The organism is Kitasatospora sp. NPDC088861 (genome assembly GCF_044750105.1).
Classification (GTDB): Bacteria; Actinomycetota; Actinomycetes; order Streptomycetales; family Streptomycetaceae; genus Kitasatospora.
This window is the reverse complement of the sequence record NZ_JBIVJF010000020.1, coordinates 97,566-116,163: the sequence shown is the minus strand read 5'-3', so window position 1 is coordinate 116,163 and position 18,598 is coordinate 97,566. Positions and strand designations below refer to the sequence as shown.

The window sequence follows — 18,598 nt, the reverse complement described above, 5'->3', positions numbered from 1 at the left end:
ATGCCGGGGGCCATCTCGTCCGACTACCCCTTGACGCAGACGACCTGCTTGAGGTGGGCGACCACCTCGACGAGGTCCTTCTGCTGCTCGATGACCTTTTCGATGGACTTGTAGGCGCCCGGGATCTCGTCCACGACACCGCTGTCCTTGCGGCACTCCACACCCTTGGTCTGCTCCACCAGATCCTGCGTGGAGAACCGCTTCTTCGCGGCGCTACGGCTCATCTTGCGGCCGGCGCCGTGCGAGGCCGAGTTGAACGCCGCCTCGTTGCCGAGACCGCGGACGATGTAGGAGCCGGTGCCCATGGACCCCGGGATGATCCCGTAGTCGCCCGTGCCGGCCCTGATCGCGCCCTTGCGGGTCACGAGCAGGTCGACACCGTCGTACGTCTCCTCCGCCACGTAGTTGTGGTGGCAGCTGATGACCTCGTCGAAGGTGACCTTCGCCTTGGGGAACTCGCGACGGACAACGTCCTGGAACAGCGCCATCATCACCGCGCGATTGTTCTTGGCGTACTCCTGGGCCCAGAAGAGGTCCTGTCGGTAAGCAGCCATCTGCGGGGTCTCCGCGATGAAGACCGCGAGGTCCCGGTCGATAAGACCCTGGTTGTGAGGAAGAGACCGTGCCACCTCCATGTGGTGCTCGGCTAGTTCCTTGCCGATATTGCGCGATCCAGAATGCAACATCAACCAAACAAAACCGGTCCCATCTAGGCACACTTCCGAAAAGTGGTTGCCGCGCCCGAGCGTTCCTATCTGCTGCATGGCCCGCTCACGCCGCCAATGCACCGCCGGAGCGACCCTCTCAAAGCGCTGCCAGAAGCCGTTCCAGCCAGCCGCCTGAAAGCCGTAGAGCTTCGTCGGGTCAACCGGTTCTGTGTGAACGCCAGCGCCAACCGGGATGGCCTGCTCGATCTTGGAGCGGAGGCGGGACAGGTCGTCGGGGAGGTCCTTTGCGGTGAGGGAGGTCTTCACCGCGCTCATTCCGCAGCCGATGTCGACACCGACCGCCGCCGGGCAGACGGCGCCCTTCATAGCGATGACGGAGCCGACGGTCGCGCCCTTGCCCAGGTGGACGTCGGGCATCACGGCGAGGCCGTGCAGCCAGGGCAGGGAGCTGATGTTGCGCAGCTGCTGCAGGGCCTGGCCCTCGACGGTGGCCGGGTCGGTCCACATCCGGATCGGGACCCGGATTCCGGGCACCTCGGTGTACGTCATGGTCGAACGACCTCCAGCGGTCGGGTGGTTCGGGGAAGGGGGTGCCGTGCGAAGAAGCCCGGTGCGGCTCGGGGAAGTTCGGGGGTAGGGCTCAGGCGCCCTGGGCACAGGGGGAGGACGGCCTCGGGGAGCGTCGGCGTATGGCTCGCTCGACCCGCATGGTGACCGCCTCCCTTCGTTCGTCGTCGTTCGTCGTCGTTCGTCCGTGTGTGCCGGGGATATCTATCCACGGAACGCCGCTGGCCCGCAACGGATTTAACAACGCGACGGCCCGGCGGAGCGGGTGCTCCACCGGGCCGTACGGGAAACGCCGGGTCAGCTGACGACGGTGACCTCGCCGATGCCGAGAGCCCGCACGTCGTCGGCGATGACGGCGGCGTCGCCGACCAGCACGGTGACCAGGCGGTCCGGCGGGAAGGCGGCGACGACGGCCTCGGTGGCGGCGGCGGTGGGCAGTTCGGCGAGCTGCCGGTAGACCTCGGCCTGGTAGTCGTCCGCGAGGTACTGCTCGACCTGGTCGGCCAGGGTGCCGGCGACCGAGCCCGCGGTCTCGTACTTCAGCGGTGCGACGCCGACCAGGAACTGCACGGCCTCGTCGCGCTCGGCGTCGGTGAGGCCCTCGGCGGCGAGGGTACGCAGGATGGTCCAGGTGTCGGCGAGCGCCGGGGCGGTGGAGGCGGTGTCCACCGAGCCGCTGATGGCGAGCAGCGAGCGGCCGCTGCCGTCGGCGGCGGAGCGCAGCGGCTGGGCGAAGGAGCGGACGCCGTAGGTGTAGCCCTTCTCCTCGCGCAGGACGCGGTCGAGGCGGGAGGTGAGGGTGCCGCCGAGGCAGTAGGTGCCGAGGATCTGGGCGGCCCAGACGGGGTCGTGGCGGTCGGGGCCGATGCGGCCGATGAGGAGTTGGGTCTGGACGGAGCCGGGGCGGTCGACGATGACGACGCGGCCGCGGTCGTCGGCGGTGACGGGGGCGTGGGCGGAGGCTTCGGCGGTGTTGCCGGTCCAGGTGCCGAGGGTGCTCTCCAGGAGGGCGGGCAGGTCGGTGCCGGTGAGGTCGCCGACCACGACGACGGTGGCGGTGGCGGGGCGCACGTGGGCGTCGTAGAAGGCCTTGACGGCGGCCCGGTCGATGGCCTTGACCGTGTCGGCGGTGCCGCTGCGGGGCCGGGAGAGGCGGTCGGCGCCGTCGAAGAGCTCGGCGTAGAGGGCCTTGGCGGCGCGCCGGGCGGGGTTGGCCTGCTCGTGGACGATCTCGTCGAGGCGGTTGGCGACGAGGCGCTCGATCTCGTCCTCGGGGAGGGCGGGGGCGCGCAGGGCGTCGGCGAGCAGGGAGAGGCCGCGCTGCAGGCGGGAGGCGGGGACCTCCAGGGAGACGCGGATGCAGGGGTGGTCGGCGTGGGCGTCGAGGGTGGCGCCGGCGCGTTCGAGTTCGGCGGCGTACTCCTCGGCGGTGAGGGTGTCGGTGCCTTCGCTGAGGGCGCGGGCGAGGATGGCGGCGATGCCGTCGAGGCCGTCGGGTTCGGCGGCGAGCGGGGCGTCGAGGAGGACCTCGACGGCGACGAGCTGCTGGCCGGGCCGGTGGCAGTGCAGGACGGTGATGCCGTTGCCGAGGGCGGCGCGCTCGGGGGCGGGGAAGGCCCAGGGGCCGGGGGTGCCGGGCTCGGGCTGGGGGTGGAACGTCATGGCGGGGACGTAGTCGGTGCTCATGCGGCGGCACCCTCCTCATCGGTGGCGGCGGGGGCGTCGGTGTCGTCGGCCGTGGTGGGCTCGTAGACGAGGACGGCCCGGTTGTCGGGGTGGAGCCGGGCCTTGGCGACGGCCTGGACCTCCTCGGCGGTGATGTCGAGGACCTTGGGGAGGGCGTCGTTGAGAAGCTTGGGGTCACCGAACAGGACGGCGTAGCGGCAGAGTTCGTCGGCGCGGCCGGCAACGGTGGTGAGCCGGTCGAGCCATTCGCGCTCGATCTGGGCCTGGGCCCGTTCGAGTTCCTCGGGGGTGGGGCCTTCGGCGGCGAAGCGGGCGAGTTCCTCGTCGACGGCGGCGTCGATCTGCTCGATGGTGGCGTCGCCGGAGGTCTTGACGTCGAGCCAGCCGAGGCTGGGGGCGCCGGCGAGGCGGAGCAGGCCGAAGCCGGCGGCGACGGCGGTGCGGTCGCGGCGGACGAGCCGGTTGTAGAGGCGGCTGGACTCGCCGCTGCCGAGGATGGTGAGGGCGAGGTCGGCGGCGTCGGCGTCGCGGGTGCCGTCGTGCGGGAGGCGGTAGGCGGCCATCAGGGCGCGGGAGGGGACGTCCTCGCGGACGTGCTCGCGCAGTTCGCTGCCGATGGTGTCGGGGAGTTCGCCGGAGCGCGGCGGCTGCTTGCCGTCGTGGGCGGGGATGCTGCCGAAGTACTTCTCGACCCAGGCGATGGTCTGCTCGGGGTCGATGTCGCCGACGACGGTGAGGACGGCGTTGTTGGGCGCGTAGTAGGTGCGGAAGAACGCGCGGGCGTCGTCGAGGGTGGCGGCGTCGAGGTCGGCCATGGAGCCGATCGGGGTGTGGTGGTACGGGTGGCCGTCGGGGAACGAGAGCGCGGTGAGCTTCTCGAAGGCGGTGCCGTAGGGGACGTTGTCGTAGCGCTGGCGGCGCTCGTTCTTGACGACGTCGCGCTGGTTCTCCATGGACGTCTCGTCGAGGGCGGCGAGCAGCGAGCCCATGCGGTCGGCCTCCAGCCAGAGGGCGAGCTCCAGCTGGTGGGCGGGCATGGTCTCGAAGTAGTTGGTGCGCTCGAAGCTGGTGGTGCCGTTGAGCGAGCCGCCGGCGCCCTGGACGAGCTCGAAGTGCCCGTTGTTGGAGACGTTGGCGGAGCCCTGGAACATGAGGTGCTCGAAGAGGTGGGCGAGGCCGGTGCGGCCCTTGACCTCGTGGCGGGAGCCCACGTCGTACCAGAGGCAGACCGCGGCGACCGGGGTGAGGTGGTCCTCGGAGAGGACGACGCGCAGGCCGTTGGCCAGGCGGTGCTCGGTGATGGCGATGGCAGCGCCATGTCCTCCGGTGGAGGCGGATGCGGGGGCCGGGTTGGCCATGCGCTCGGGTCCTTCCCGTCGTCGATGTCGGGGTTCGTGTGGCGTCCCCCATTGTGGTGCAACGCGCGGGGGGCGTGTTCGTGTCCCGCGCAGACAGGGCGTTCGCCAGGGGCGGAAGAGGGGCGCTGGCCGGGAGTGTCGGCGCGAGGGTCCACAATGGGGGCGCCGAGCCCTGTTGACGAGGGTCGGCGGATGGACGTCAGAGACTGACCGAGACACAGCAAGCGAGACGTAAGGGAGCCCCGCCGCGATGGCCCGCCGCAGTTCGCAGACCCCGCCGCCCGGAGACTTCGAGGAGCGGATCCTCGATGTCGACGTCGTGGACGAGATGCAGGGCTCCTTCCTGGAGTACGCCTACTCGGTGATCTACTCGCGTGCGCTTCCGGACGCGCGGGACGGTCTGAAGCCGGTGCACCGCCGGATCCTGTACCAGGCCAACGAGATGGGCCTGCGGCCGGACCGCGCGCACGTGAAGTGCGCCCGTGTGGTGGGCGAGGTGATGGGCCGGCTGCACCCGCACGGCGACGCGTCGATCTACGACTCGGTCGTCCGGATGGCGCAGCCGTTCTCGATGCGGCTGCCGCTGATCGACGGGCACGGGAACTTCGGTTCGCTGGGCAACGACGACCCGCCGGCGGCGATGCGCTACACGGAGTCGCGGCTGACGGCGGCGTCGATGGCGATGGTGGAGTCGATCCACGAGGACACCGTCGACTTCGGTCCGAACTACGACGGCAGCGAGCAGGAGCCGTTGGCGCTGCCGGCGGCGTTCCCGAACCTGCTGGTGAACGGCGCGACGGGCATCGCGGTCGGCATGGCGACGAACATGCCGCCGCACAACCTGTCCGAGGTGGTGGCCGCGGCCCGGCACCTGATCAAGCACCCGACCGCGGACCTGGACACGCTGATGCGGTTCGTGCCCGGTCCGGACCTGCCGACGGGCGGGCGGATCGTGGGCCTGTCGGGGATCCGGGACGCGTACGAGTCGGGCCGCGGCACGTTCAAGATCCGGGCGACCACGACGGTCGAGGCGGTGACGGCGCGCCGCAAGGGCATCGTGGTGACCGAGCTGCCGTACAACGTCGGCCCGGAGAAGGTCATTTCGAAGATCAAGGACCTGGTCAACGCGAAGAAGCTGCAGGGCATCGCGGACGTCAAGGACCTGACCGACCGCGAGCACGGGCTGCGGCTGGTGATCGAGGTGAAGAACGGCTTCGTGCCGGAGGCGCTGCTGGAGCAGCTGTACAAGCTGACGCCGATGGAGGAGACCTTCGGCATCAACAACGTGGCGCTGGTGGACGGCCAGCCGCTGACGCTGGGGCTGAAGGAGCTGCTGGAGGTCTACGTCGACCACCGGTTCACCGTGGTGCGGCGGCGCAGCGACTTCCGCCGGCGCAAGCGGGAGGAGCGGCTGCACCTGGTCGACGGTCTGCTGGTCGCGCTGCTCGACATCGACGAGGTCATCGCGATCATCCGGTCGAGTGACAACGCGGGGCAGGCGAAGGAGCGCCTGATGGAGCGCTTCTCGCTGTCGGAGACGCAGACGGCGTACATCCTGGACACTCCGCTGCGGCGGCTGACCCGGTTCGACCGGGTGGAGCTGGAGCAGGAGAAGGCGAAGCTGAACGCGGAGATCGCGGAGCTGACCGAGATCCTGGACTCAGACTCCCGGCTGCGCAGCGTGGTGTCGTCCGAACTCGGCGCGGTGGCGAAGCAGTTCGGGACGGAGCGGCGGACGGTGCTGCTGGAGGCGGGGGCGGCGCCGTCGGCGGCGCTGTCGGTGCCGCTGGAGGTGGCGGACGACCCGTGCCGGGTGCTGCTGTCGTCGACGGGCCTGCTGGCGCGGACGGCGGACGGGGAGCCGTTCGAGCTGTCGGAGAAGCGGTCGAAGCACGATGTGATCGTGTCGGCGGTGCCGGCGACGGCGCGGGCGGACGTGGGTGTGGTGACGTCGGCGGGCCGGGTGCTGCGGCTGCCGGTGATCGATCTGCCGGCTCTGCCGCCGACGCCGTCGCCGACGCTGGCCGGCGGGGCGGCGGTGGGCGAGTTCCTGCGGTTGGAGGCCGGGGAGCGGGCGCTGGCGCTGACCACGCTGGACGAGTCCTCTCCGGGGCTGGCGCTGGGCACGGCGCAGGGCGTGGTGAAGCGGGTGGTACCGGAGTGGCCGGCGAACAAGGACGAGTTCGAGGTGATCGCCCTCAAGGAGGGTGACGAGCTGGTGGGCGCGGTCGAACTGCGCACCGGCGAGGAGGACTTGGTCTTCATCGCTTCGGACGCGCAGCTGCTGCGCTACCCGGCGGGGCAGGTGCGCCCGCAGGGCCGTCCGGCCGGCGGCATGGCGGGGATCAAGCTCTCCGACGGGGCGCGGGTGCTGTCGTTCACGGCGGTGGATCCGGCGTCGGACGCGGTGGTGGTCTCGGTGGCGGGGGCGTCGGGGACGCTGAGCGGCGAGGAGCAGACGTCGTGGAAGGTGACGCCGTTCGAGCAGTACCCGCGCAAGGGCCGGGCGACGGGCGGTGTGCGCTGCCAGCGGTTCCTGCGCGGTGAGGACGGTCTGACGTTCGCCTGGGCGGGCGTGGCCCCGGCCCGGGCGGCGTCCGACAAGGGCGCGCCGGTGGACCTGCCGGAGCGCGACCCGCGCCGTGACGGTTCGGGCACGCCGGTGACGGCTCCGATCGCGGTGGTGGCCGGCCCGGCGTAGGGCGCGGGCGTGGTGGAGGAGGGGTGCCGGAGCCGTCCGGCGCCCCTCCTCCGTCGTTCCGGGGCGCGGCGGGTGCCGAGGGTAGCCTTACCCGGGTGAGCACCTGTGCGACGCTGTCGCGTGAACTGTCGGAGCCGCTGACCGCCACCGCCGCGGTGGCGACCACCTGGCTGCTGGTGGAGCAGAACGGGCCGTGGGGCGCGAAGGCGCTCGGGGAGAGCCACCTGGACCCGGCGACGGGGCGGGCGCTGGACGCGGCCGCGGCGGGCACCGGGGTGCGGGTGGCGCTGATCCGGCGGCCGGGGCGGCACGCGGACTGCCTGCCGACGGCGCGGCACGAGGTGGTCGTGGCGCACACGGTGCCGGGTCGCGGCTGGGTACGCCGGGCGGAGGTGGCCGATCCGGCGGAGCTGCTGGAGCTGGACTTCGCGGCGCTGGGCGTCGGTGACCACGGCGGTTTCGGGGTGGAGCACGTCGGCGGCCCGTTGGCGCTGGTGTGCACCAACGGGCGGCGGGACCGCTGTTGCGCGCTGCTGGGCCGCCCGTTGGCGGCGGAGCTGGCAGCGGCCGGGCACAGCGAGGTGTGGGAGGTGACGCACCTGGGCGGGCACCGCTTCTCCCCCACGATGCTGGTGCTGCCGTACGGCTACGCGTACGGGCGGCTGACGGCGGAGGCGGCCAAGGAGGTGCTGGCGGCGACGGCGGCCGGGCACATGGTGCCGGCCTGGTCGAGGGGCTGTTCGGGCTGGGAGCGTCCGGGTCAGGCGGCCGAGCACGCGGTGCGGTTGGCGACCGGGGAGACCGGGGTGGACGCGCTGACGCTGGCCCAGCGGCCGGACGGCGCGGGCCGTTGGCTGGTCTCGGTGCTGCACCAGGACGGCCGGGCCTGGGAGGTGGACGTGATCGAGGCGGTGAGCGAGCCGGCGCGTCCGGAGAGCTGCGGCAAGGCGGCGGGGACGCCGTCGCGGATGGACGTGCTCTCGGTGCGGGGTCGGTAGCGGGACGGAAGCGCGCCGGCAGGGTCTTCAGCAGGTCGGGAGCGCGCGGGCGGCCCCGCGCCCGTGGGGGTGAGCGCGGGACCGGAGCGCGCGGGCGGCCCCGCGCCTGCTGTCCACGGAGGCGCGCGGGGCCGTCACGTCGGGTGTCGGCTCAGCCGGTGACGGCCTTGCCGACGAACTCGGTGGTGTAGGTGCGGGAGAGGTCGATGGTGCCCTCCTTGCCCTTGACGTCCGGGTGGAAGGCGGCGAGCACGGCGAGGACGGTCTTGGGGCCGTCGGCCGGCATCACGCCGTCGGTGGTGAACATCGGCAGGGTCGCCTTGATCGCGGCCGCGTACTGCTCGGCGCCGCCCTGCGCGTAGTCGGCGGGCATCTTCGCGGCGATCTCCTCGGGGCTGTGCGTGGACATCCACTTGAGGGTCTTGACGAAGGCGTTGGCGAGCTTCTGGGTGGTGTCCTTGTTCTTCTCCACCCAGTCGGTGTTCATGTAGAGCGAGGACGACGGGTAGAGGCCGCCGAGGGCCTCGCGGGAGCCCTCGGGTGTGCGCATGTCGTAGAGGATCTTGCCGAGGCCCTTGTCGAGGACGTTGGCGACGGTCGGGTCGGTGGTCATCCCGCCGTCGATGCTGCCCTGTTGGAGCGCGGCGATGAAGGTCTGGCCGGCTCCGACCGCGATCGGGCTGAACTCGCTGACGGCCGTGCCGTTCTTGACGGCGAGGTACTTGGTGAGGAAGTCGGTGGAGGAACCGATGCTGGTGACGCCGAGCTTCTTGCCCTTGAAGTCGGCGCCGGACCTGATGGCGTCGGCCTGCTTGGTGGAGACGAGTTCGACCTCGCCGGGGGCCTGGGAGAACTGCACCACGGACTCGACGATCTTGCCCTTGGCCTGGAGGTCGATGGTGTGGTCGTAGAAGCCGACGGCGCCCTGGACGTCGCCGGCGAGCAGCGCGGTGGTGGCGTTGACGCCGGCGGGCTCGCTCATCAGCTCGACGTTGACGCCCGCGTCGGCGAAGAAGCCGAGCCGCTGGGTGAGCATCGCGGGCAGGTAGATGACCTTGTCCAGGCCACCGACCATGATCTTGACCTTCGGCCCGTCGACCTGCCGGCCGGCCGGGGCGGCGGCGCCGTGGGTGGTCGTGGCGGCGTCGTTGGCGCAGGCGGAGAGCGGGAGGAGCAGGACGGCGGCGAGGGCGGCCGCGGCGGGTCTGCCGATCGGGTTCGGGCGCATGGGTGGGGGTGCCTCTCTCTGCGAGGGGGGATCAGCGGCGCAGGGGGTTCAGCGAAGCGGGGGGTTCGCGACGCAGGGGGTTCGCGACGCAGGGGATGGGGTTCAGCGACGCAGAAGGGTTCAGCGGCCGTCGCCCGTGTCTGCGGGCTTCCAGCGGAACAGCTTCGTCTCGGCGAAGGTCAGCAGCCCCTCGGTGAGCAGCGCCACGACGGCGAGGATGGTCATGGCGGCGTACACGCCGGCCGCGTTGAAGGTGCCCTGGGCGGCGGCGACGAGCAGGCCGAGACCCTTGGTGGCGCCGATGTACTCGCCGACGATGGCCCCGATCAGGGCGAAGCCGAAGCTGACGTGCAGGCTGGTGAAGATCCAGGTGGTGGCGGCGGGGATGACCACCTGGAGGGTGACCTTGCGGCCGTCGGCGCCGAGGATGCGGGCGTTGGAGACGAGGTTGCGGTCCACCTCGCGGGCGCCCTGGAAGGCGTTGAAGAACACCGGGAAGAACACCAGGACGACGGCGGAGGCGACCTTGGAGGCCGGGCCGAGGCCGAACCAGATCAGGAAGATCGGGGCGAGCACGATCCGCGGGATGGCGTTGAGCACCTTGATGTAGGGCCCGAACACGTCGGCCAGGAAGCGGACCCGGCCGAGCGCGATGCCGAGCAGCACACCGCAGATGACGCCGATCACCCAGCCGGTGAGGGCCTCGTAGAGGGTGTAGCCGATCTGTTCGCCGAGCGAGCCCTGCGCGGTGCCGTGGGTGATCCACTGCCAGATCTGGTCCCAGATCCTCGACGGCTGCGAGAAGTTGAACGGGTCGATGACGTCCGTGCGGGCGCAGACCTCCCACAGTCCGAGGAAGGCGACCAGGACCGCGACCCGGGCCCCGTAGACGGTCAGCCTCCGGTTGCGGGCGGCCCGTTCGCGGGCCTCGGTACGGCTGGCGGGGGTGGCCGCCGGGGGCTTGTCGGCGACGGCCGACGCGGTCTCAAGCGGCACGACCCGCTCCTCTCTCCCGGGTGATGCGCACCTCTTCGCCGAGCGAGGCCCAGATCTCGCGGTACAGCTCGACGAACCTCGGTTCCAGCCGGACGGCCTCCACGGTGCGCGGTCGTGGCAGGTCGACGGTGAAGATCTCCTTGACGGTGGCCGGTCCGGCCGTCATGACGACGACCCGGTCGGCGAGCGCGATGGCCTCGTCCAGGTCGTGGGTGACGAAGACGACCGACGCGGCGTTCCCGGAGGACCTGGTCCCGGCCCACAGCTCCAGCAACTGGTCGGACATCAGGGCGCGGGTCTGCACGTCCAGCGCCGAGAACGGCTCGTCCATCAGCAGGATGTCCGGGTCGTTGACGAAGGTCTGGGCGAGCGCGACGCGCTTGCGCATGCCGCCGGACAGCTGGTGCGGGTAGCGGTCCTCGAAGGCGGCGAGGCCGACGCGGCCCAGCCAGTCCCGGGCCCGTTCCCTGGCCTCGGCGGTGGGCACGCCGCGGAAGCGCGGCCCGGCCATCACGTTGGACAGGACGGTGCGCCAGGGGAAGACGGCGTCCTGCTGGAAGACGAAACCGACCTTGGGGTGGATCCCGCGGACCGGCTCGCCGTCCACTCGGACCTCACCCTCGGTGGGCTCCTCCAGGCCGCTGACCAGGGTCAGCGTGGTGGACTTGCCGCAGCCGGTGGGCCCGACGACGGCGACGAACTCGCCTTGGGCGACGGTCAGATCGAGATCACGGACGGCGGTGTGCAGGGCCCCGGACGGGGTGCGGAACCGTTTCGTCGCGCCAGTCAGCTCGATCGCCGGGGTTGTGCTCATTCGATCCTCCCGGGTCTGTGCTTGCCCCGGAAAGGTAGGAGCGGGCCGGGCCCGGGCGGGAGCCTTCTCGGCGTACTGCGGTTTCTCCGCATTGAGGGGTGTTCTGCTCCTTTTGCTTCCGCTACAACTGCGGGGACGCGGCTGACAGAAACACGCCGGAAACGTAGGGTGTCCCGACCCTGACGTACCCGCCCCCACAGCCGCCGAGAGGAGGCCCGGATGAAGCTGCCCCGCTGGCCCCGCCGGGTCTTCGCGCAACTGCTGCTGAGCCAGACCGTCGTCACCGTCGGTGTCACCACCGTGACCGCCGGCCTGTTCCTGGCCCCGGTCAGCAGCGAGCTGGACCACGACGCGATGCAGCGGGCGCTGTCGATCGCCCAGGCCACCGCCACCGACGAGGCGATCGCCCGCGCCGCCGACGCCCGGGACTCGGCGACCGCGCAGCGCAACGCCGAGCAGATCCGGCTGGCCACCGGCGCGAGCTTCGTGGTGGTCACCGACCTGGACGGGATCCGGCTCTCGCACACCGACCCGGAGCGGATCGGCCACCGGGTCAGCACCGATCCGGAGCCGGCGCTCAGCGGGCTCAGCGTCACCGCGATGCAGCAGGGCACGCTGGGCCGCACCGCGCGCGGCAAGGTGCCGCTGCGGGCCGCGGACGGCCGGATCGTCGGCGAGGTGTCGGTCGGCATCAGCGACGACTCGATCCGCCGCCGGCTGCTGAAGATGCTCACCGGGATCCTGCTGTGCGCGGGCGCGGGCCTGGCCGCGGGGACGGTCGCCACGCTGGCGCTGGCCCGGCGGCTGAAGCGCCGCACCCACAACATCGCGCTGGCCGACATCTCGGCGCTGCTGGTGGAGCGGGAGGCGATGCTGCACGGCATCCGCGAGGGCATGGTGGCGCTGGACGAGCGCGGCCGGATCCGGCTGGCCAACGACGAGGCGGTGCGGCTGCTCGGCCTGCCGGAGGACTGCACCGGGCGGCCGATCCACGCGGTGCTGCCGCCGGGCCGGCTGGCGGACGTGCTGACCGGGCGGATCACCGGCGCCGACCTGCCGGCGGTCCGGGACGACCGGGTGCTGGTGGTCAACCGGATGGGCACGGCCGAGGGCGGCGCGGTCGTGACGCTCCGCGACCGGACCGAACTGGAGTCGCTGGTCCGCGAGTTGGACACCACGCGCAGCCTGACCGAGGCACTGCGCGCCCAGGACCACGAGCACGCCAACCGGATGCACACCCTGCTGGGCCTGCTGGAGCTGGGCCGCCACGAGCAGGCGGTGGCGTTCATCTCGGAGCAGTCCGGTTCGCACGCGGTGGTCGCGGCGCGGATCGCCGAGCAGGTGCAGGATCCGCACGTCGCGGCGCTGCTGGCGGGCAAGACGGCGGTGGCGGGCGAGCGCGGGGTGCGGCTGGCGCTGGCCCCGGCGGCGCACCTGCCGGACGCGGTGGTGGACGCGCGGGCGCTGGTGACGGTGCTCGGCAATCTGATCGACAACGCGGTGGACGCGCTCGCGGCGGGTGGGGGCGGCCGGCTGGAGGTGACGCTGGCGGCGGCCGGCTCCACACTGCTGCTCCAGGTCGCGGACAGCGGCCCGGGCGTGCCGGAGGAGCTGCGCGAGCAGGTCTTCGAGGAGGGGTGGACCAGCAAGGACGCGCCCGCGCACCGTCCGCGCGGGCTGGGGCTGGCGATGGTGCGGCGACTGGTCGAACGGACCGGCGGCCGGATCGTGCTCGACGCGGGACCGCTCGGCGGCGCCCGGTTCACGGTCGAGCTGCCCGAGGCCCTGCTCACCCCTCAGCTCGTGGAGGCCTGATGATCGACGTACTCGTGGTGGACGACGACTTCCGGGTCGCGGACGTGCACGCCGCGTACGTGGCCAAGGTGCCGGGCTTCCGGGTGACCGGTACCGCGCACTCGGCCGGGGAGGCGCTGGCCGCGCTGGAGCGCCGCCCGGTGGACCTGCTGCTGCTCGACCACCACCTGCCGGACGAGACCGGCCTGGCGCTGGTGCGCCGGCTGCGGGAGCGGCAGGTGGCCTGCGACGTGATGATGGTGACGGCCGCCCGGGACGTGTCGACGGTGCACGCCGCGATGCAGCACGGCGCGCTGCAGTACCTGGTCAAGCCGTTCACCTTCGCCGGCCTGCGGGACAAGCTGGTCGCGTACGCGCAGCTGCGGCACGCGCTGGCCGGCCCGGCGGCCCGGGAGGCCGGCCAGGACGAGGTGGACCGGCTGTTCGCCACCCTGCGCAGCGCCGCCGCCCCGGCCGGCCCGCTGCCGAAGGGGCACTCGGCGCCCACCACCGACCTGGTGCTGGGGGTGCTGCGCCAGGCGGGCCGCCCGCTGTCCGCGCAGGAGGTCGCGGACGCCACCGGGCTCAGCCGCTCGACGGCGCAGCGCTACCTCAAGCAGCTGGAGCGAGACAGCCGGCTGCGGCTGACCCTGCGCTACGGCGACACCGGCCGCCCCGAGCACCGCTACGGCCTGGCGGTCCGGACCTGACACCACGCCCGGACGTGGGGGAACCCCGGCGGCCCCAGGCCCGCCGGGGTTCCCCGGGGCGCGGCGCTCAGGCCGCGCCCGCACCGGTGAGGGCGCGCACCTCCAGCTCGGCGAAGCGGTCCGCGTCGGCCGGCTCGGGCGAGGTGATCGTCCCGATCCAGCCGGCCAGGAAGCCGAGCGGGATGGAGATGATGCCGGGGTTCTCCAGCGGGAACCAGTGGAAGTCGACGCCGGGGAAGAGCGCCACCTTGGTGCCGGAGACCACTGGGGAGAAGACGACCAGCACGATCGCCGGGACCAGCCCGCCGTACACCGACCAGACCGCGCCGCGGGTGGTGAACCGCGACCAGAACAGGCTGTACAGCAGGACGGGCAGGTTGCTGGAGGCCGCCACCGCGAAGGCCAGGCCGACCAGGAAGGCGACGTTCAGCTGCTGGGCGTAGAGGCTGATCGCGATCGCGGCCGCGCCGATCCCGACGGCCGCGAACCGTGCCACCCAGACCTCCTGGCGCTCGCTGGCCTCGCCCGTCGGCTCGGCCTCCGCCACGTCCCCCGCCTCCCCCGGCCGGGAGGCCGGGACGGCGGCACGCCGCCGGAAGGGGCGCCGGCGCGGCCGGCCGCGCCAGGCACCGGCCCAGATGTCGTGGGCGAAGGCCGCCGAGGAGGCCAGGGTGAGCCCGGCGACCACGGCGAGGATGGTGGCGAAGGCGATCGCCGAGATCAGCGCGAACAGCACCACCCCGCCGGTGCTGCCGTTGCCGCCGCCGAGCACCAGGGCGAGCAGCGGGACGGCGGTGTTCCCGGCCGAGTTGGCGTGCCGCACCTCCGCCGAGCCGACCAGCGCGGTCGCGCCCAGGCCGAGCGCGATGGCCATCAGGTAGAAGCCGCCGACCAGGCCGATCGCCCACATCGTGGAGCGGCGGGCGGCCCGCGCGGTGGGCACGGTGTAGAAGCGGGACAGGATGTGCGGCAGTCCGGCGGTGCCGAGCACCAGGGCGAGGCCCAGGCTGAAGAAGTCGAGCCGGCTGGTGAAGGTGGCGCCGTACTTGAGGCCGGGTTCGAGGTAGCGCCGCCCGGCGCCGCTGTGCTGGGCGGCCTGGCGCATCAGCTCGCCGACGTCGCCGTGGAAGCGGACCATCAGCAGCACGGTGAGCAGCACCGAGCCGGCGATCAGCAGGAAGGCCTTGACGATCTGGATCCAGGTGGTGGCCCGCATCCCGCCGATCGTGACGTAGACGATCATCAGTCCGCCGACGGCGACGATGGTCCAGGTCCGGGCCTGGGCACTGTTGGTGCCGAGCAGCAGGGCGACCAGCGAGCCCGCGCCGACCATCTGGGCGACCAGGTAGAGCAGGGTGACGACGACGCTGGCGCCACCGGCCGCGGCCCGGACCTTGCGGCGGCGCAGCCGCAGGGCGAGCACGTCGGCGAGGGTGTACCGGCCGGCGTTGCGGACCAGTTCGGCGACCAGCATCAGCACCACCAGCCAGGCGACCAGGAAGCCGATGCTGTAGAGCACGCCGTCGTAGCCGTACAGCGCGATCAGCCCGGCGACGCCGAGGAAGGAGGCGGCGGAGAGGTAGTCGCCGGAGAGCGCGAAGCCGTTCTGGAGCGGGGTGAAGTCGCGGCCGCCGGCGTAGAAGTCCTCGGTGGCGCTGCCCCGGCGGCCGACCCAGAGGGTGATCGCCAGGGTGACCAGGACGACGACGGCGAACAGCGCGATCGCGAGGTCGTGGTGGTCGCCGGTGGGGGCCACGGGGGGCGGGGTGGCGGTCGTCATCGCGGTCGTGATCGTGGTCGTCATCGCAGCTGGTCCTGGGTGTCCCAGCGCAGGCCCAGGGCGGCGCGGTCGCGCTTGGTCCGGGCGTTGCGGGCGTAGAGCCAGGTGAGCAGGAAGGTGGAGGCGAACTGCAGCAGGCCGAGCAGCCAGGCCACGTTGAGCGGGCCGGCCACCTGGCTGCGCATCAGGCCGGGGGCGGCGGCCTGCGCGGCGACGTACATCAGGAACCAGCCGAGGAAGGCTCCGCTGACCGGGAAGACGAACGACCGGTAGCTGCGGCGGATGTCCTGGAAGGCGTCGCTGCGCTGGACGGCCCGGTACACCTCGGTGCTGTTGGTGGCGGGCACCAGGGCCCGGGGGGCGGTCGCCGGTTCGACGGCGGGCTGGGCGGCGGGGGCAGCGGCGGCCCGGACGGGCGCCCGCTCGGCCGGTACCGGCTGGACCGCGCGGGTGGGGGCCGACTGGGCCGGTACCGCCGGTTGGCCGGGCACGTCCGGCCGGTCGGCGGCGGTGGCGGCGGCCGGAGCGGCCCACCAGTCAAATCGCTGCCCCTGTCCGGGACTGCTCGTCTGCTGCTGTGGCACAACTGCTCCTGGACCGGCGGGCACTCTGACCCCAACCATGATGGTGGCCGCCGGACAGCCCCTCTGACCATTGCCGATACCTTCACTCGATGAGGTGATCGATCATCCGACAGACACTCATCCGACTACTGCTGCGTACCGGTGATCCCGTGTCGAAAGGCGTACGAGACCGCCTGCGCCCGGTCCCGTACCGCGGTCTTGGCGAACAGGTTGTTGATGTGCGTCTTCACGGTGGCCTGGCTGACGAACAGCCGCTGGGCGATCTCGGTGTTGGAGAGCCCCTCCGCGATCAGCGCCAGCACCTCCGCCTCCCGGGCGGTCAGCCCGTCCGGGAGCTCCCCCGGCCGCCCGGCCGGCTTCCCGGCCCCCGGCGCGGATCCGGCCGCAGGCCCTGAAAGCCTTTCCAGCAAACGGAGTTGGATCTGCGGCGAGAGCCCGGCCGCCCCCGCGCGGACGTCCGCGATCGCCCGGGCGATCTCCTCGCCACCGGCGTCCTTGGTGAGGTAGCCGCGCGCCCCGGCCTGCAGAGCGGGGAACAGCGAGTCGTCGTCGGCGTAGGTGGTGAGCACCACGACCTCGGTCTGCGGGTGCGCGGCCCGGATCCGCCGGGTCGCCTCGACGCCGTCGACGCGCGGCATCCGCAGATCCATCAGCACCACGTCCGGGTGACACCGTTCCACCAGGGCGACGGCCTCCTCCCCGTCCGCCGCCGCGCCGACCACCTCGATGCCGGGCAGCAGCCCCAGCAGCATCACGATGCCCTCGCGCACCACCGTCTGGTCGTCCACCACCAGCACCCTGGTGACTTCTGCCTCGCTCATGCGCCCGCCCCGCTTCGCTCGGCAGTCGCTTCGCGAAATCCGCACCTGCTGATGATGAGCTCGCCGCGCTCGCTCATGCCGGCACCTGCAGCAGCACGCGCCACCCTCCGTCCTCGGGGCCCGCCAGCAGGGTGCCGCCGAGCAGTTCCGCGCGTTCGCGCATCCCCAGCAGACCGTACCCGCTGCCGCTGGCCGCCAGCTCCCCGGACGGTTCGCCGCGCGGAGGGCGGGAGTTGCGCACCTCCAGCTCCACCGCCTCCGTCAGGTAGCGCAGTTCGACGGTGCACCGGGCGCCGGGCGCGTGCTTGCGGACGTTGGTCACCGCCTCCTGCGCGGTGCGCCGCACCGCAAGGGCGGCCTCGGCGGCGAGCGGTCGGGGCGTGCCGGTGACGGTGAGCGCGGCCCGCTCCCGCCCGGTCAGCTCCACCAGGAACTCACCGACCGGGGTGAGCTCGCCGCGCAGCGCGGACAGCGCCTGCCGGGTCTCGACCAGCCCGTCCTGGGCCATCCGCCGGGCGGCGACGACCCGCTCGCGGATCTGCCCGCGGTCGGTGCCGGCGTCCAGCATCAGCCGGGCCGCCTCCAGGTGGACGAGCTGCGCGGAGAGGCTGTGCGCGAGCACGTCGTGGATCTCCCGGGCGATCCTGGCCCGTTCGGCGAGCGCCGCGCTCTCCGCCTCGGCGGCCCGGGCGGCGCGCTCCTGGGTGAGCAGCTGGCGGGCGGTGCCGCGGGCCTCGACGTCCAGCCGCAGCAGGTAGCCGAGCAGGCCGAGCCCGCCGATGGTGGCGAAGATGCTCACCCAGCTCGCCCAGCTGGCGGCGGTGTACGAGCCCAGCGCGGCCGCCGCGGTGAGCAGGCCGGGCGCGGGCGGCAGCCGGACCACCCCGACCACGGCCAGCCCGCACCAGACGAAGTCGGCCAGCAGGTAGGCCTGCCCCCAGTTGGCCAGCCAGGCGCTGCCGAGCAGGGCGACGGCCAGGCCCAGCGAGAGCGCCAGGCGCTGTTCCCGGGTGGCGTAGAGGTAGCCGGTGGCCAGGGCGGCGACCCCGAGCAGTCCGGCCGCCACGACCACCACCGCCCAGCCCGCGTACTTGCCGCCGGAGAACGTCCCCCAGCAGACGACGACCAGCAGGACGGTGCGGCCGAGCAGGGAGAGGGCCCGCCGCGGCCATCTCCCGACCTCGCGCTCCAGCCCCTCGCGGGACGGCCAGCGGGTCCAGTACCACTCGACCACAGATGCCTCCTCGACGTTCTCGGACAGCGGGCCCGGCAGGCCCCGGCAGGGCGGTCAGCGCGGTACGGCGGCCTGTCGCGGCTGGTCCAGGGCCCGTGCCCGCCAGTTCACCACGAACGAGCGGGTCAGCAGCAGGACCGCCAGTCCCAGCAGCAGCGCGCTGCCCGCCTGGTGGACGTGCAGTGCCGCGCCGATGCCGTACAGGGCGAGCCGGATGGCGAGCATGCCGACCCAGGCGGCCACCGTGGCCTTGGTGCCCTTGGCCCAGACCGAGCCGTCCCCGGCCCGCCACAGCCGCACGGTCCAGCCCCAGACGGAGCCCATCGCGACCACCGCCGCCAGGCCGCACCCGACCAGGGCGGCGGACAGCGCGGTGTGCTGGTGGTCGATGAGCTGCGGGTCGCGCAGTGCGAGCACGCCGAGGATCAGCGGCAGCAGCCAGAAACGACGCTCGGTGTCCAGGCGCTGGGCGCGCATCTGGCGCTGGACCACGAGGACCATCACCGCGATGATCACGACGATGTTGACGAGGGCGGTCATCGGACTTCTCCGTCCCGACAGGAGGCTTGTACTGACCTCTCCGACGCTACGGATCCGGCGCCCCCGGTTGATCGGCGCCGGGGTGGACCACAGGTGGAACCGGCAGCACGAGGGCCCTC

At 72.6% G+C, this 18,598-nt stretch carries 15 protein-coding genes; 4 read left to right on the top strand and 11 right to left on the bottom strand.

What is annotated here, in order from left to right; all coding sequences use genetic code 11:
* Nucleotides 1–23: 23 nt before the first annotated feature.
* The 3 genes from ACIP37_RS27735 to ACIP37_RS27725 form a co-directional block, all read right to left on the bottom strand.
* Nucleotides 24–1,217, bottom strand: a complete 1,194-nt coding sequence (locus tag ACIP37_RS27735) for an RtcB family protein (RefSeq protein ID WP_363584487.1) — start codon at nucleotides 1,215–1,217, stop codon at nucleotides 24–26.
* A gap of 315 nt (nucleotides 1,218–1,532) precedes the next feature.
* Nucleotides 1,533–2,897: a pitrilysin family protein gene (locus tag ACIP37_RS27730; RefSeq protein ID WP_350880226.1), complete on the bottom strand. Its 1,365-nt coding sequence runs from the start codon at nucleotides 2,895–2,897 to the stop codon at nucleotides 1,533–1,535.
* 20 nt (nucleotides 2,898–2,917) lie between these two features.
* A complete protein-coding gene (locus ACIP37_RS27725) occupies nucleotides 2,918–4,279 on the bottom strand; it encodes a pitrilysin family protein (protein WP_363584489.1) in 1,362 nt (453 codons plus the stop codon).
* 250 nt (nucleotides 4,280–4,529) lie between these two features.
* Between ACIP37_RS27725 and ACIP37_RS27720 the strand changes: the two genes are divergently transcribed.
* Together ACIP37_RS27720 and ACIP37_RS27715 are read left to right on the top strand one after the other, a co-directional pair.
* Complete coding sequence (locus ACIP37_RS27720) at nucleotides 4,530–6,980, top strand: DNA topoisomerase IV subunit A (RefSeq protein WP_363584491.1); 2,451 nt, start codon at nucleotides 4,530–4,532, stop codon at nucleotides 6,978–6,980.
* 95 nt (nucleotides 6,981–7,075) lie between these two features.
* The gene (locus tag ACIP37_RS27715) at nucleotides 7,076–7,978 is read left to right on the top strand and encodes a sucrase ferredoxin (protein ID WP_363584493.1); all 903 of its coding nucleotides are present in this window, start codon (nucleotides 7,076–7,078) and stop codon (nucleotides 7,976–7,978) included.
* 151 nt (nucleotides 7,979–8,129) lie between these two features.
* On the opposite strand, the gene ACIP37_RS27710 is transcribed toward ACIP37_RS27715, so the two are convergent.
* The 3 genes from ACIP37_RS27710 to ACIP37_RS27700 form a co-directional block, all read right to left on the bottom strand.
* Nucleotides 8,130–9,206 (bottom strand): ABC transporter substrate-binding protein, encoded by a 1,077-nt coding sequence (locus ACIP37_RS27710; protein WP_350880086.1) that lies wholly within the window; start codon nucleotides 9,204–9,206, stop codon nucleotides 8,130–8,132.
* Nucleotides 9,207–9,326: 120 nt separating this feature from the next.
* A complete protein-coding gene (locus tag ACIP37_RS27705) occupies nucleotides 9,327–10,202 on the bottom strand; it encodes an ABC transporter permease (RefSeq protein WP_363584495.1) in 876 nt (291 codons plus the stop codon).
* Nucleotides 10,192–11,016: an ABC transporter ATP-binding protein gene (locus ACIP37_RS27700; protein WP_063349366.1), complete on the bottom strand. Its 825-nt coding sequence runs from the start codon at nucleotides 11,014–11,016 to the stop codon at nucleotides 10,192–10,194. The genes ACIP37_RS27705 and ACIP37_RS27700 overlap by 11 nt, the downstream gene beginning before the upstream one ends.
* A gap of 219 nt (nucleotides 11,017–11,235) precedes the next feature.
* Here ACIP37_RS27700 and ACIP37_RS27695 point away from each other — a divergent pair, with 219 nt between their 5' ends.
* A complete protein-coding gene (locus ACIP37_RS27695) occupies nucleotides 11,236–12,831 on the top strand; it encodes a sensor histidine kinase (RefSeq protein ID WP_363584497.1) in 1,596 nt (531 codons plus the stop codon).
* A complete protein-coding gene (locus ACIP37_RS27690) occupies nucleotides 12,831–13,520 on the top strand; it encodes a response regulator (RefSeq protein WP_363584499.1) in 690 nt (229 codons plus the stop codon). Before ACIP37_RS27695 ends, ACIP37_RS27690 begins: the two co-directional genes overlap by 1 nt.
* A gap of 67 nt (nucleotides 13,521–13,587) precedes the next feature.
* On the opposite strand, the gene ACIP37_RS27685 is transcribed toward ACIP37_RS27690, so the two are convergent.
* The 5 genes from ACIP37_RS27685 to ACIP37_RS27665 form a co-directional block, all read right to left on the bottom strand.
* Nucleotides 13,588–15,324 (bottom strand): cation acetate symporter, encoded by a 1,737-nt coding sequence (locus tag ACIP37_RS27685; RefSeq protein WP_363584501.1) that lies wholly within the window; start codon nucleotides 15,322–15,324, stop codon nucleotides 13,588–13,590.
* Nucleotides 15,321–15,884, bottom strand: a complete 564-nt coding sequence (locus ACIP37_RS27680; RefSeq protein WP_363584503.1) for a DUF485 domain-containing protein — start codon at nucleotides 15,882–15,884, stop codon at nucleotides 15,321–15,323. The genes ACIP37_RS27685 and ACIP37_RS27680 overlap by 4 nt, the downstream gene beginning before the upstream one ends.
* A gap of 125 nt (nucleotides 15,885–16,009) precedes the next feature.
* Nucleotides 16,010–16,705: a response regulator transcription factor gene (locus ACIP37_RS27675; RefSeq protein ID WP_363584505.1), complete on the bottom strand. Its 696-nt coding sequence runs from the start codon at nucleotides 16,703–16,705 to the stop codon at nucleotides 16,010–16,012.
* Between the two features lie 73 nt (nucleotides 16,706–16,778).
* Nucleotides 16,779–17,939, bottom strand: coding sequence for a histidine kinase (locus ACIP37_RS27670; protein ID WP_363584507.1), 1,161 nt, complete (start codon nucleotides 17,937–17,939; stop codon nucleotides 16,779–16,781).
* Between the two features lie 54 nt (nucleotides 17,940–17,993).
* The gene (locus tag ACIP37_RS27665) at nucleotides 17,994–18,479 is read right to left on the bottom strand and encodes a CcdC protein domain-containing protein (RefSeq protein ID WP_400808518.1); all 486 of its coding nucleotides are present in this window, start codon (nucleotides 18,477–18,479) and stop codon (nucleotides 17,994–17,996) included.
* Nucleotides 18,480–18,598: the final 119 nt, after the last annotated feature.